We start from the raw sequence: 12,297 nt of genomic DNA, 5'->3' as shown, positions 1-12,297 counted from the left end.
GCCTACGAGCTGTCCGGGGGTTCGGCAGCGGTCGCGCCGTCGGCGGTGGCGAGCGCCGCGTGGTCGCCTGCCCCCTCCACCGGTCGCTCTTCGGCGACCGGTCCCCCTCCCGCCGATGCTGCCGCATCGGGGGAGGTAGGCGCGTCGTCATCGTCGTGCGCCTGGCCGAGGCCCAGGCGGGTCTTCAGGCGCGCCAACTGGTGCTCGAGGGTCTCGTCCAGGAAGGTGTCGAGGCAGGCTTCCTCCTCGAGGTGCTCGCGGATGTCGGCCGTGAACTCGTGGAAGGTCTCGTTGTCGGGGAATTCCTCCCAGACCTCGCGCTCCAGGCGGATGTAGAGCTGGTTCCGGCGGGCGGCGACCGCCTCCTTCCGCTGCTTGTCCATCTGCGGGGCGTACTCGCGCAGGAACGCCTGCTCGTCGCGCTGCAGCTTCATCTCCAGGGCGTAGGTCATGCGCACGCCGCGGGCGAGCTTGTGGAAGCAGTCGACGTAGATTTTCGCGTCCTGGGCGGTCTCGGCCTCCGCCGCCCGCTCGGCCATGACCTCGGCCAGCCGCTCGCCGATGGCGGCGAGCTTCGCCAGGCTCTTGCCCTGGCGGGTCTCGGAGATGTGGCCGAACTCGGACATGAACATAAAGAGAACATGAGGCGCCGCCCAGCGCCAAATTTTCGATGAGTCTTTTTTCCGCCTCCCTCTCCTGACCGCGGCAGCGGCCAGGAGAGTTGGAGTGAGCCCCGGCTCGGCTGACTCCGGCGGCCAGACCGAGGGCCCTCGGGCCGGCATCCGGCGTGATCCCTATGCACGAGCCGGCCCTCACCCGGCCCTCTCCCGCCTGTGACGGGAGAGGGAGAGGAGAAATTGCGGCTATGCTCAGCCCATGCGGCCGGAGATTCTTTTCCCGCTCTTTGCGTCGATCACCTCGCTGAAGGGGGTGGGGCCGCGCGTGGCGCCCTTGCTGGAGAAGGTGGCGGGGCCGATCGTCCGCGACGTGCTGTGGCTGAAACCGCACTCGGTGGTGCGCCGGACGCCGGCGGTGCTGTCGGCGGCGGTGGACGGCGAGGTGATGACCTTCGAGGTGGTCGTCGAGGAGCACCAGAAGCCGCGCGCGCAGCAGCAGCCGTGGCGGGTGCGGGTGTCGGATCCCACCGGCTGGATGACCCTGGTGTTCTTCGGCCGCTTCGCCGACCAGTTGGAGAAGCGCCATCCGGTGGGCGCCAGGCGGATCGTCTCGGGCAAGGTCGGCGACGACAAGTTCGGCCGCCAGATGGTGCATCCCGACTACATGCTCGCGCCCGAAAACGGGGCCGAGATCCCGCAGATCGAGCCGATCTACCCAGCGACCGAGGGGCTGCCGGCGCGACGCGTGCGGACGTTCGTGCTGGAGGCGCTGGAGCGGGCGCCGGAGCTCCCCGAATGGCAGGACGCCGCCTGGCTGAAGCAGGAGCGGTTCCCGGCCTGGCGCGAGGCGATGGACCGGCTGCACGCGCCGGAGAGCGACGCCGACCTCGCGCCGCTGAGTCCGCACCTGCGACGGCTCGCCTACGACGAGCTGCTGGCGCACCAGCTGGCCATGGCGCAGCGGAAGGCCGAACGGCGGCGGGAGCCGGCGGCGAAGATCGCCGCCAGCGATGTGGCCCGCAAGATCCAGGCGGACCTGCCGTTCGCCTTCACCGGGGCGCAGGAGCGCTCCCTGGCCGAGATCCGCAGCGACCTCTCCGCGGGCGAGCGGATGAGCCGGCTGATCCAGGGGGACGTGGGCTCGGGCAAGACGGTCGTGGCCATGTGCGCAATGGCCGACGTGGCGGCGGGCGGCGGCCAGAGCGCGCTGATGGCTCCCACCGAGATCCTCGCGCGGCAGCACTTCGAGACGATCTCCGGCCCCCTGGCCGACCACGGGATCGCGGTGGTGCTGCTGACCGGCCGCGACAAGGGCGCGGCGCGGGCGGAGAAGCTGCGGGCGCTGGCGTCGGGGGCTGCGAAGGTGGCGGTGGGGACCCACGCCCTGTTCCAGGACGACGTCGGGTTCCAGCGCCTGCAGCTGGCGGTGATCGACGAGCAGCACCGGTTCGGGGTGGCCGAGCGCCAGCGGCTGCAGGCCAAGGGCGAGGCGGTGCACCTGTTGGCCATGTCCGCGACGCCGATTCCGCGGACCCTGGAGCTGACGGTCTATGGCGACCTGGACGTGAGCCGCATCGACGAGAAGCCGCCGGGGCGCACGCCGGTGGCGACGCGCGCCGTCCCCATGGGCCGGGTCGGGGAGGTGGAGGCCAGGCTGCGGCAGGTGGTTGAGGCCGGCGCGCAGGCGTTCTGGATCTGCCCGCTGGTCTCGGAGAGCGAGGTCAGCGACCTGAAGGCGGCGGAGCAGCGGGCCGAGGAGCTGCGGGCGCGGATCGGGCCGAGCGTGGGCCTGGTGCACGGGAAGATGGCCCCGGCCGCCAAGGACGCGGTGATGGCGGAGTTCGCTGACGGCAAGCTCTCGGTGCTGGTGGCCACGACGGTGGTCGAGGTGGGGGTGAACGTGCCCAACGCCACGATCATGGTCATCGAGCAGGCGGAGCGGTTCGGCCTGGCCCAGCTGCACCAGCTGAGGGGCCGGGTGGGCCGCGGGAGCCGTGAGAGCGCCTGCGTGCTGCTGTACGACCCGCCGCTGTCGGAGACGGCGCAGAAGCGGCTCGACATCCTGCGGCGCACCGACGACGGGTTCCTGATCGCAGAGACGGACCTTGAGCTGCGCGGCGGCGGCGATGCGCTGGGCCTGAGGCAGTCGGGGTTTCCTGACTATGTGTTCGCCGATCCCTTCGTGCACCGCGACCTGATCGGGGTTGCGGGAGACGACGCGCGGCTGATCGTGGGCCGGGACCCGGAGCTCAAGAGCGAACGCGGCAAGGCGCTGCGCGTGCTTCAGGAGCTGTTCGACTGGAAGGCGGGCCTGGCGCTCAGGGACGCGGGGTAGTTTCCCTCCCTTGATGGGGAGGGAAATCGCACCTTCAGACCTTCACCATGCGCTTGCCGCGGTTTTCGCCGGCGAGGAGGCCGACGAGGGCCGACGGCAGGTTCTCGAGGCCGTCGATGACGTCTTCCTGGACCTTGAGCTGGCCGGACTGGACCCAGGACTGGAGGTCGGCCAGCGCCTGGTCGTTGCGATCGGCGAAGTCGGAGACGATGAAGCCGCGGACGCTGAGGCGCTTGGTGACGATGAGGCCCGGGACGCCGCGGGGGCCGTGCTGGGGCGCGGCCTGGTCGTACTGGGAGACGGCGCCGCAGCAGGCGATGCGGCCGAAGGTGTTCATGCCGAACAGGCAGGCCTCGAAGACGGCGCCGCCGACGTTGTCGAAGTAGACGTCGATGCCGTTCGGTACGGCCTCGCGCAGGCGCTTCTTGAAGTCGCCGGCCTTGTAGTCGACGGCCGCGTCGAAGCCGAGCTCGTCGGTGAGCCAGCGGCCCTTCTCCTCGCCGCCGGCGATGCCGATGGCGCGGCAGCCCCTGATCTTCGCGATCTGCCCCACGATCGAGCCCACCGCGCCGGCGGCGGCCGAGACCACGACGGTCTCGCCGGGCTTCGGCCGGCCGCATTCCAGCAGGCCGAAGTAGGCGGTCAGGCCCGCAACCCCATAGACGCTGAGCAGGTGGGTGAGCGGCTCCATGGCCGGGAGCTTCGAAAGCCGCCTGGCCGGCAGGCTGGCGTACTCCTGCCAGCCCACGTCACCCCAGACCAGGTCGCCGGGCTTCAGTGAAGGGTCGCGGCTGTCCACCACCTCGCCCAGCGCGCCGCCCGCCATCACCTGCCCGGCGTCGAGCGCCGAGCGGTAGGTGGCGCCCTGCATCCAGGCGCGGTTGGCGGCGTCGAGGGAGACGTAGCGGGTGCGGATCAGCGCCTCGCCCTCGGCCGGCTGGGGGATCTCGCCTTCGATGAGCCGGAAGTGGTCGGCCGCGAGCTTCCCCTGCGGGAGCTGGTCGAGGACGATCTGGCGATTGGCTTGCGGCATGGCGGCCTCCCCTGGTGAGGCGCGAGTTAAGACCCGCGGCCGGCCTTCCGCCAAGCCTCCACGCGCCGCTGCGCGTCGGCCTCGAGGTCGGCGTAGAACAGGTTGTAGCCAGGCATCTTGCGGCGGTCCTCCCAGGAGCCGGTCGGCTGCAGGGAGGCGGACTTGGGTTTGCTGACGTGCAGCACGCCGGCCTCGCAGCGGGCGGAGACCTGGCGCGCCATGAAGGCCGGGCGCGCGCCCCATTCCAGGCCGGTGGCGTTCGCCGCGCCCTGGTGCAGGCGGGGCGGCGCGGGCTCCTCGGTGACGGCGCCCAGGATCGGGTTGAAGCAGAGGGCCGGCCGGGCGCCCAGGTTGACCAGCTCGCCGCCCGGTCCCCACACCAGCGCGCGCTGCAGGATGATGCGGCCGCGCTCGCGCTCGCCAAATGGCACGCCGGCCCAGGCGGCGAGACAGCCGCTGGCGGGGCGGCTGGTGCAAGGCGGCAGGGGCGGGGCGTCGGCCGGAACGACCGCGCCCATCAGGTAGGCCGCGACCAGGCGGCGGCGCGTGTCGGTCATGCCGGGGACCTCCTCCGCCAGCAGGCGGGTGGCGAGCGTGCCCCCCTGCTCCACCCCCACGACGATGAACGGCCGGCCTCGGTTGTAGCGGGAAAGGTAGGTGCGGAAGGCCGCCGCCACGTCGCGGTAGGCGAAGGCGCGGGCCTCGCGGGCGTCCTCGCGCAGGGTGAGCAGGGTGTAGAGGCTGGCCTGGCGGTAGCGCGGTGCGAAGATGCGGCCGACGCGGACGAAGGGGCCGGCGTAGTTGGGCGCGATGATCTCCCGGAACAGCTCGTCGGAGCGGCCGTCGTCGATGGGCGCGTTCCAGTGCCGGCCGCCGTCGTAGGTGGTGGGGCCCACGAAGAACACGTCGACCGGCGGGTCGCCGCGCGCGGGCTGGTCGGGCCGGGTGGGCATGAGGGCCCAGGCGGCGCGGCTCGTGTAGTCGGGCGCCGGCGGCGGACGGTAGGTCTGGAACGGCACCTTGGGATCGAGGGCCGTGCGCCTCAGGTCGCCCCAGAAGACCCCGGTGGCCAGACCCAGGACCAGGGCGAGGCCCACGATGGCCAGCGCCCACCAGCGGGTGCGGCGGGGGGCGGCCGGCTCGCCCATTGCCTCAGCGGTAGGGGTCGGGCTGGGAGAGGTAGCGGCCGACGTATTCGCCGATCCCCTCCTCCAGCGAGGTCATGGGCTTCGGGTAGCCGGCCTGGAAGAGCCGGTCCATGCGCGCCTCGGTGAAGTACTGGTACTTGTCGCGGATGGCCGGCGGCATGGGGGTGTAGTCGATCTGGGCGTTCTTGCCGGCCGCCTCGAACACCTGCCGGGCCATCTCCTCGAAGGTGCGGGCCTGGCCGGAGCCGAGGTTGTAGACGCCGTTCACCTGCGGGTTCTCGTACAGCCAGCGGGTGACGTCGGCGGCGTCGCGGACGTAGACGAAATCGCGCTTCTGGCCGCCGTCGGGCACGTCGGGGCGGTAGCTCTTGAAGAGCTGGACGGAGTGGCCCTCGCGCACGTGCGGCCAGATCTGCGAGGCCACCGACTTCATCGAGTGCTTGTGCTCCTCGTTGGGCCCGTAGACGTTGAAGAACTTCAGGCCGACCCACTGCGGGGGCGCGTAGTCGCGGGCCGCCTGGCGCACGGCGAAGATGTCGAACAGGGCCTTGGACCAGCCGTAGGTGTTCAGGGGCCGCAAGGCCGCCAGGTGCTCGTAGTCGTTGTCGTCGTCGAACCCGTGCTCGCCCGCGCCGTAGGTGGCGGCCGAGGAGGCGTAGACGAACCGGCGCTGGCGGTCGGCGCACCAGCGGAAGAGGTCGCGGCTGAGCGTGAAGTTGGAGTGGATGATCTTGTCGGCGTCCGGCTCCGTGGTGGACGACACGGCGGCCATGTGGACCACGAGCTCGACGTCGCGCCAGCGCTTCTCCAGCCAGTCGAACATGTCCTCGGGCGCCACGAAGTCGCCGATCGGGTGCTTGGCGATGTTCTTCCACTTGCCCAGCTCGGCCTCGCGCAGGCGGTCGCAGACGACCACGTCGAGGTCGCGGTCCTCGGCCAGGCGGGCGACGATGTTGGAGCCGATGAAGCCGGCGCCGCCGGTGACGAAGGCGATGCGGCGGGTCATGCCTGTTCCTTCTTCGACATGCGCTGGATGGCGGCCGTGGTGGAATAGCCCTCGACGATGGGGGCGAGCTTCACCTCCCCGCCCCAGGACTTCACCAGGTCGCCGCCGACCACTTCGCTCTCCGCGTAGTCCGCGCCCTTGATCAGGACGTCGGGCCGGGCGGCCTCGATGAGCTTCACGGGGGTGGGGTCCTCGAAGGGGACCACCAGGTCGACGCTGCCGAGGCCGGCAAGCACCAGGGCGCGGCTCTCCAGGTCGTTGACCGGGCGGCCCTCGCCTTTCAGAGCGCGGACGGAGGCGTCGGAGTTGAGGCCGACGATCAGGCGGTCGCACCAGGCGCGGGCCTGGCCGAGGTAGGCCACGTGGCCCTTGTGGAGGATGTCGAAGCAGCCGTTGGTGAAGCCCACGCGCAGGCCCTTGGCGCGCCACCGGGCGACCTCGTCGACGAGCCGCTGCAGGGTGGCGACCTTGGCCTCGGCCGGGGCGATGTGGGCGGAAATGGCGGCTTCCACCAGTTCTTCGGGGGAGACCGTGGCGGTGCCGGCCTTGCCCACGGCGACGCCGGCGGCGAGCTGGGCGAAGGCGATGGCCTCTTCGAGGCCCGAGTCGGCGGCGAGCGCCAGGCCGAGGGCGGCAAGCGTCGTGTCGCCGGCGCCGGAGACGTCGAACACCTCCCGCGCGACGGTGGGGACGTGGCGCACCGGCTGGCCGCGGACCGCCAGCGAGACGCCCTTTGCGCCGCGGGTGACCATCACGGCCTTGGTCGCCCAGAGCTCCAGGGCGCGGGCGGCGGCGGCCTCGACCTCCTCGTCGGTGCCGGTGGGCAGGTCGGTGGCGTGGGCGAGTTCCAGGTCGTTGGGCTTGACGAGGTCGATCTCGCCATAGCGGGCGAAGGAGCGCGCCTTGCTGTCGACGACGACCTTGGCGCCAGCCTTTGCGGCGTCGTGGCAGGCGGCGATGACCGCATCGGTGACGACGCCCTTGCCGTAGTCGGAGAGCAGGATGACCCCTGCGCCGTCGGCGGCGTCACGGATGGTGCGGACCAGGCGCTGCTCGCAGTCGGCGGTGACCGGCCGGCTCTCCTCGGTGTCCACGCGCAGCAGCTGCTGGCCGGAGGACACGAAGCGGGTCTTCAGGGTCGTGGGTCGGCTCGAGTCGGTGACCAGGTAGCCTTCGACGCCGGCCTCCTCGCCCACCAGGCGCTGGGCCTCGTTGCCCTCGGCGTCGCCGCCGATCAGGCCGACGAGGGCGACAGAGCCGCCGAGGGCGGCGACGTTGCGCGCGACGTTGCCCGCCCCGCCCAGCATCACGAGCTCGCGCTTGCGCGCCAGGACCGGGATCGGCGCCTCCGGAGACACGCGGGAGACCTCGCCGTAGACGAACCGGTCGACCATCAGGTCGCCGACGCACAGCACGCGCTTGCCGGGAACCTGCTCCAGGAGGTGCTGCAGGGCGGAAAGGTCCATGAGCGAGGGTGTGGAGCGCGCCGCTCTAGGGGTCAAGCGGGGCGGACCGCCTCGTGGATGGCCTTGCAGGCGGCGAGCAGGTCGCGCGCGCCGTCGAGCGGCAGGCAGCTCGGGCCGTCGCAGAGCGCCTTGTCCGGGTCCGGATGGAACTCCAGGAACACCCCGTCGGCGCCGGAGGCCACCGCCGCCTTGGCGATCACCGCGACGCCCTCGCGCCGGCCGCCGGTGGAGGCGCCGCCGGTGCGCGGGTCGGCGCCGGGAAGCTGGACGGCGTGGGTGGCGTCGATGGTGACCGGGACCCCCAGCTTCTTCATCTCGCCGATGCCCAGCATGTCGACGATCAGGTTGTTGTAGCCGAAGGAATTCCCGCGCTCGCACAGGATGGTCATGTCGGCGCCCTCCGCCGCCTCCTTGATCTTGGACACGATGTTCTTCGCGTCCCACGGGGCGAGGAACTGGCCCTTCTTGACGTGCAGCAGGCCCCCGGCGGCGCGCGTGGCGCGGGCGGCAGCGACCACCAGGTCGGTCTGGCGGCAGAGGAAGGCGGGGATTTGGACGAGGTCGGCGACGGGGGCCACGGCCTCGGCCTCCTCGGGGGTGTGGATGTCGGTGGCGATGGGGACGTTCAGCTGGCGCTTCACCTCGGCCAGCATTTTCAGGCCTTCCTCGAGACCGGGGCCGCGGTAGCTCTTGATCGAGGAGCGGTTGGCCTTGTCGTAGCTCGCCTTGAAGACGTACGGCAGGCCGAGCTCGGCGGTGACCGCCTGCAGGTGGCGGCCGACCCTGAGCGCCAGGTCGAGGTTCTCCAGCACGTTGAGCCCGGCGATCACGACGAGCGGCTGGCCCTCGCCGATGGCGAGGTTCCAGCGATCCAGCTTCAAGACGGCCATGGGGTCCTCAGGTCTTTTCCCGGCCGGGTAAGTGGCGCGAGCCGCCGCGGTTCACAAGCGCCAAGCGCCCTCCCCGATAGAACCTCCGGTGGAAAGCCTTGCCATACGCAACGGAAGATCGTTGTTATGATAGGACAAAGGGTGTCTGGGGAGTGTTCCCGTGAGCCTTGCCGATGAACGGTCGCTGTCCGTCCTGGCCATGAACGCCCGCGCGTTCGGCCGGCTGCCGGCCCTGGCCGGCGCGCCGAGCGCCTTCCGCTTCGCCCTTCGCCTGATGGCCAAGAACTGGGGCGAAGGGTCCCTCACCTTCGTGACCCCGGCCGGCGTCGAGTTGCCCCTGGTGGGCGAGCAGCCCGGCCCGCATGCGCGGCTGGTGGTCCACGACTATCGCTTCATGCGCCGGGTGCTGGCCTCTGGCGACATCGGCTTCGCCGAGGGCTACATGGCCGGCGAGTGGGAGACGCCCGACCTCTCGAAGCTGCTGGAGGTGCTGGCGCTCAACTTCAACCGCTTCACCCGGGTGAGCCGCGGCGGTCCCATCAGCTGGACGCTGAACCTGGTCCGGCACGGCCTGCGCGGCAACACGCGCACCGGCTCGAAGAAGAACATCCACGCCCACTACGACTTGGGGAATGCCTTCTATTCGCGCTGGCTCGACGCGACGATGACCTATTCGTCCGCCCGCTACGAGCGGGCCGGCCAGCCGCTGGAGGCCGCCCAGCGGGCCAAGTACGCCAGCCTCGCGCGCCGCATGGGGCTGGAGGAAGGCCATCACGTCCTGGAGATCGGCTGCGGCTGGGGCGGCTTCGCCGAGTTCGCGGCCAAGGAGGTGAAGGCCAAGGTCACGGCGATCACCATCTCCCAGGCCCAGTATGAGTTCGCGAGGAAGCGGATGTTCGACAACGGCCTTGGCGAGCGCGCCGACATCCGCCTGGTGGACTACCGCGACGTCGACGGCCGGTTCGACCGGGTGGCCTCCATCGAGATGTTCGAGGCGGTTGGCGAGCGTTACTGGCCGGCCTACTTCGGCAAGATTCGCGAAAGCCTGCAGCCGGGCGGCCGCGCCGGGCTGCAGATCATCACCATGCGCGACGACATGTTCGCCACCTACCGCCAGCGGGCGGACTTCATCCAGCAGTACATCTTCCCAGGCGGCATGCTGCCGTCCGAAGCGAAGCTGCGCGAGGTCACCGAGAGGGCGGGGCTGGCCTGGGAGGGCGTCACCCGCTTCGGCAAGGACTACGCCCACACCCTTGCGGAGTGGGCCGAGCGTTTCGAGGCGGCCTGGGATGACATCCGGACGCTGGGCTTCGACGAGCGCTTCCGGCGACTGTGGCGGTTCTACCTGAGCTACTGCGAGGCCGGCTTCCGCACCCAGCGGACCAATGTGGTGCAGCTTACGCTCGCCCGGGTCTGAGCCACCCCTGTTCCTGCGGGCCTCCGCCCCTTAAGTAGCGGCCATGACGATCGCCAGAAGCGTCCTGGACGCCATCGGGAACACGCCGCTCATCCGGTTGAAGCGCGCCAGCGAGATGACCGGCTGCGAGATCCTCGGCAAGGCCGAGTTCATGAACCCCGGCCAGTCCGTGAAGGACCGGGCGGCGCTGTACATCATCCGCGACGCCGAGCGCGCCGGAAAGCTGAGGCCGGGGGGACGGATCGTCGAGGGTACGGCGGGCAACACCGGCATCGGCCTGGCCATGGTGGGCAAGGCGCTGGGCTACCGCGCCACCATCGTGATCCCCCGCACCCAGAGCCAGGAGAAGAAGGACGCGATCCGGCTGTACGGCGCCGAACTCGTGGAGGTGGACGCGGTCCCGTACTCCAATGAGATGAATTACGTGAAGTATTCCGGCCGGCTGGCGGCGGAACTTGATGCGAAGGAGCCGGCCGGCGCCGTCTGGGCCAACCAGTTCGACAACGTCGCCAACCGGGAAGCCCACGTCTGCGGCACCGGGCCGGAAATCTGGGAGCAGACCGGCGGCAAGATCGACGGCTTCATCTGTGCAGTGGGGTCCGGCGGGACCCTGGGCGGGGTCGCGCAGGCGCTTCGCGAACGCCGGGCCGACGTGCGCATCGGACTGGCCGACCCCCACGGGTCGGCGATCCACGCCTGGTACACCGACGGCGAGCTGAAGGCCGAGGGGACCTCGATCTCCGAAGGCATCGGCCAGGGGCGCATCACGGCGAACCTGGAGGGCCTTAGGATCGACCACGCCTACCGCATCTCCGACGAGGAGATGCTGCACGCCATCTACGACATGGTCGAGCACGAGGGCCTGGTGATGGGCGGCTCTACGGGGGTGAACGTGGCGGGGGCCATCCGGATGGCGCAGGACATGGGCCCGGGGCACACCATCGTCACGGTGCTCTGCGACCACGGCCAGCGCTACCACTCGAAGATCTACAACCCGTCCTTCCTGGAGGAGAAGGGGCTGCCCGCCCCCGCCTGGCTCTAGCGATGGCGGACCCCCTCGTCTCGACGGAATGGCTGGCCGGGCGCCTCGACGAGGTCCAGCTGGTGGACGCGACCTGGCACATGCCGGGCGAGGGCGTTGGACGCGAGACCTACGAGGCGGGCCACATCCCGGGCGCGGTGTTCTTCGACATCGACGAGGTCGCCGACAGGTCGACCGGCCTGCCGCACATGCTCCCCTCCCCGCAGGCCTTCGCACAAGCCGCCGGGAAGCTCGGCCTCGACCGGGGTCGGACGGTTCTCGTCTATGACGCGCACGGCATCTTTTCGGCGCCGCGGGTCTGGTGGACGCTGCGGACCATGGGGTTCCCGCAGGTGTTCGTGCTGGACGGCGGCCTGAAGAAGTGGCGCGCGGAGGGCCGGCCGGTGGAGACCGGCGGCGCGACGCCCGCCTCGACCCTGCTGGAGACGGTATTCGACCCGTTCCTGGTGCGCGACCTCGACGCGGTGAGGAACCTGCTGGCGCGGCGCGAGGCGCAACTGGTGGACGCCCGCCCCGCCGCCCGCTTCCGCGGCGAGGCGCCGGAACCGCGGCCCGGCCTGCGGGCGGGACATATGCCGGGGGCTTGCAACGTGCCGGCCGGCGGGCTGGTGAACCCCGACGGAACGCTGAAGAGCGCGGACGAGCTGCGGGCGGCGTTCGCGGCGGCCGATGTCGACATCACGGCCCCGATCGTGACGACTTGCGGGTCCGGGGTGACGGCGGCCATCCTGGCGCTGGCGCTGGCCCGACTCGGCCGCGAGGACGTCGCCATCTACGACGGCTCGTGGGCGGAGTGGGGCGGACGCGCCGACACCGAGGTCGTCACCGGAGCCTGACCCATCGAGATCCGCCTCGCCGAGCATCCGGAGCTGGAACGTCTGCCCGACATCGAGCGGTCGGCGGCGGAGGCGTTCCGGGGCTCCAGCCAGGCGGCCATCGCGGACGACCCGCCCTCTCCGGCCGATTTCTACCCGCCGATGCTGGCCGAGGGCCTGGTCTGGGTGGCCGAGGACGCGGGCGAGCTGATCGGGTTTGCCGCCTGCCAGCACTTCATGGACGCGCTGCACCTGTGGGAGATCGCCGTCCGCCACGACCGACAAGGCAAGGGCGCGGGCCGCGCGCTTATGGCCGCGGTGACCGACGAGGCGCGCGCCCGCAAGGCCGGCGCCGTGACCCTGACCACCTTCCGCGACCTGCCCTGGAACGGCCCGTTCTACGCGAGCCTGGGCTTTCGGGCGCTGAAGCCCGAGGAGCTCAATGGCCGCCTGACGGCCATCCTGATGCGCGAGCGCCGCCTCGGCCTCGACATGAACGCCCGCTGCGCCATGCGCCTGCCGCTCTAG

Annotated in this window: 11 protein-coding genes; 5 read left to right on the top strand and 6 right to left on the bottom strand. The window is 71.0% G+C overall.

The window, feature by feature from the left end; genetic code table 11:
- Positions 1 to 2: 2 nt before the first annotated feature.
- A complete protein-coding gene (locus tag VIL76_RS19715; protein WP_332046774.1) occupies positions 3 to 632 on the bottom strand; it encodes a hypothetical protein in 630 nt (209 codons plus the stop codon).
- 244 nt (positions 633 to 876) lie between these two features.
- Between VIL76_RS19715 and recG the strand changes: the two genes are divergently transcribed.
- Positions 877 to 2,952 (top strand): ATP-dependent DNA helicase RecG, encoded by a 2,076-nt coding sequence (gene recG, locus VIL76_RS19710; protein ID WP_332046773.1) that lies wholly within the window; start codon positions 877 to 879, stop codon positions 2,950 to 2,952.
- A 34-nt stretch (positions 2,953 to 2,986) separates the two neighbouring features.
- Here recG and VIL76_RS19705 read toward each other — a convergent pair whose 3' ends face one another.
- Genes VIL76_RS19705 through kdsA form a run of 5 tightly spaced genes read right to left on the bottom strand, consistent with a single transcriptional unit; the run spans position 2,987 to position 8,495 of the window.
- Positions 2,987 to 3,985: an NADP-dependent oxidoreductase gene (locus VIL76_RS19705; RefSeq protein WP_332046772.1), complete on the bottom strand. Its 999-nt coding sequence runs from the start codon at positions 3,983 to 3,985 to the stop codon at positions 2,987 to 2,989.
- Between the two features lie 26 nt (positions 3,986 to 4,011).
- Positions 4,012 to 5,133, bottom strand: coding sequence for a DUF3089 domain-containing protein (locus VIL76_RS19700; RefSeq protein ID WP_332046771.1), 1,122 nt, complete (start codon positions 5,131 to 5,133; stop codon positions 4,012 to 4,014).
- A 4-nt stretch (positions 5,134 to 5,137) separates the two neighbouring features.
- Entirely contained in the window at positions 5,138 to 6,139 is a 1,002-nt protein-coding gene (rfaD, locus tag VIL76_RS19695; protein WP_332046770.1) for an ADP-glyceromanno-heptose 6-epimerase, read from the bottom strand.
- The gene (rfaE2, locus tag VIL76_RS19690) at positions 6,136 to 7,605 is read right to left on the bottom strand and encodes a D-glycero-beta-D-manno-heptose 1-phosphate adenylyltransferase (RefSeq protein ID WP_332046769.1); all 1,470 of its coding nucleotides are present in this window, start codon (positions 7,603 to 7,605) and stop codon (positions 6,136 to 6,138) included. The genes rfaD and rfaE2 overlap by 4 nt, the downstream gene beginning before the upstream one ends.
- Before the next feature lie 32 nt (positions 7,606 to 7,637).
- Positions 7,638 to 8,495 (bottom strand): 3-deoxy-8-phosphooctulonate synthase, encoded by an 858-nt coding sequence (kdsA, locus tag VIL76_RS19685; protein WP_332046768.1) that lies wholly within the window; start codon positions 8,493 to 8,495, stop codon positions 7,638 to 7,640.
- A gap of 199 nt (positions 8,496 to 8,694) precedes the next feature.
- On the opposite strand from kdsA, the gene VIL76_RS19680 reads away from it, so the two are divergent.
- The 4 genes from VIL76_RS19680 (at position 8,695) to VIL76_RS19665 (ending at position 12,297) form a co-directional block, all read left to right on the top strand.
- The gene (locus VIL76_RS19680) at positions 8,695 to 9,912 is read left to right on the top strand and encodes a cyclopropane-fatty-acyl-phospholipid synthase family protein (RefSeq protein ID WP_332046784.1); all 1,218 of its coding nucleotides are present in this window, start codon (positions 8,695 to 8,697) and stop codon (positions 9,910 to 9,912) included.
- Between the two features lie 43 nt (positions 9,913 to 9,955).
- Complete coding sequence (locus tag VIL76_RS19675; RefSeq protein ID WP_332046767.1) at positions 9,956 to 10,954, top strand: cysteine synthase A; 999 nt, start codon at positions 9,956 to 9,958, stop codon at positions 10,952 to 10,954.
- 2 nt (positions 10,955 to 10,956) lie between these two features.
- On the top strand, positions 10,957 to 11,790 hold the full coding sequence (sseA, locus tag VIL76_RS19670; protein WP_332046766.1) for a 3-mercaptopyruvate sulfurtransferase: 834 nt from the start codon (positions 10,957 to 10,959) through the stop codon (positions 11,788 to 11,790).
- 141 nt (positions 11,791 to 11,931) lie between these two features.
- Positions 11,932 to 12,297: a GNAT family N-acetyltransferase gene (locus VIL76_RS19665; protein WP_332046765.1), complete on the top strand. Its 366-nt coding sequence runs from the start codon at positions 11,932 to 11,934 to the stop codon at positions 12,295 to 12,297.

The organism is Phenylobacterium sp. (assembly GCF_036563285.1).
Lineage (GTDB): Bacteria > Pseudomonadota > Alphaproteobacteria > Caulobacterales > Caulobacteraceae > Phenylobacterium.
This window is presented reverse-complemented; position numbering and strand designations above follow the sequence as displayed.

What these genes read in the sequence shown, in the direction of transcription:
- VIL76_RS19700 (WP_332046771.1), bottom strand. Translation starts at nt 5,133, where the DNA reads ATGGGCGAGCCGGCCGCCCCCCGCCGCACCCGCTGGTGGGCGCTGGCC.
- sseA (WP_332046766.1), top strand. Translation starts at nt 10,957, where the DNA reads ATGGCGGACCCCCTCGTCTCGACGGAATGGCTGGCCGGGCGCCTCGAC.
- VIL76_RS19675 (WP_332046767.1), top strand. Translation starts at nt 9,956, where the DNA reads ATGACGATCGCCAGAAGCGTCCTGGACGCCATCGGGAACACGCCGCTC.
- VIL76_RS19715 (WP_332046774.1), bottom strand. Translation starts at nt 632, where the DNA reads ATGTTCATGTCCGAGTTCGGCCACATCTCCGAGACCCGCCAGGGCAAG.
- rfaD (WP_332046770.1), bottom strand. Translation starts at nt 6,139, where the DNA reads ATGACCCGCCGCATCGCCTTCGTCACCGGCGGCGCCGGCTTCATCGGC.
- recG (WP_332046773.1), top strand. Translation starts at nt 877, where the DNA reads ATGCGGCCGGAGATTCTTTTCCCGCTCTTTGCGTCGATCACCTCGCTG.
- VIL76_RS19705 (WP_332046772.1), bottom strand. Translation starts at nt 3,985, where the DNA reads ATGCCGCAAGCCAATCGCCAGATCGTCCTCGACCAGCTCCCGCAGGGG.
- VIL76_RS19665 (WP_332046765.1), top strand. Translation starts at nt 11,932, where the DNA reads ATGCTGGCCGAGGGCCTGGTCTGGGTGGCCGAGGACGCGGGCGAGCTG.
- kdsA (WP_332046768.1), bottom strand. Translation starts at nt 8,495, where the DNA reads ATGGCCGTCTTGAAGCTGGATCGCTGGAACCTCGCCATCGGCGAGGGC.
- rfaE2 (WP_332046769.1), bottom strand. Translation starts at nt 7,605, where the DNA reads ATGGACCTTTCCGCCCTGCAGCACCTCCTGGAGCAGGTTCCCGGCAAG.
- VIL76_RS19680 (WP_332046784.1), top strand. Translation starts at nt 8,695, where the DNA reads ATGAACGCCCGCGCGTTCGGCCGGCTGCCGGCCCTGGCCGGCGCGCCG.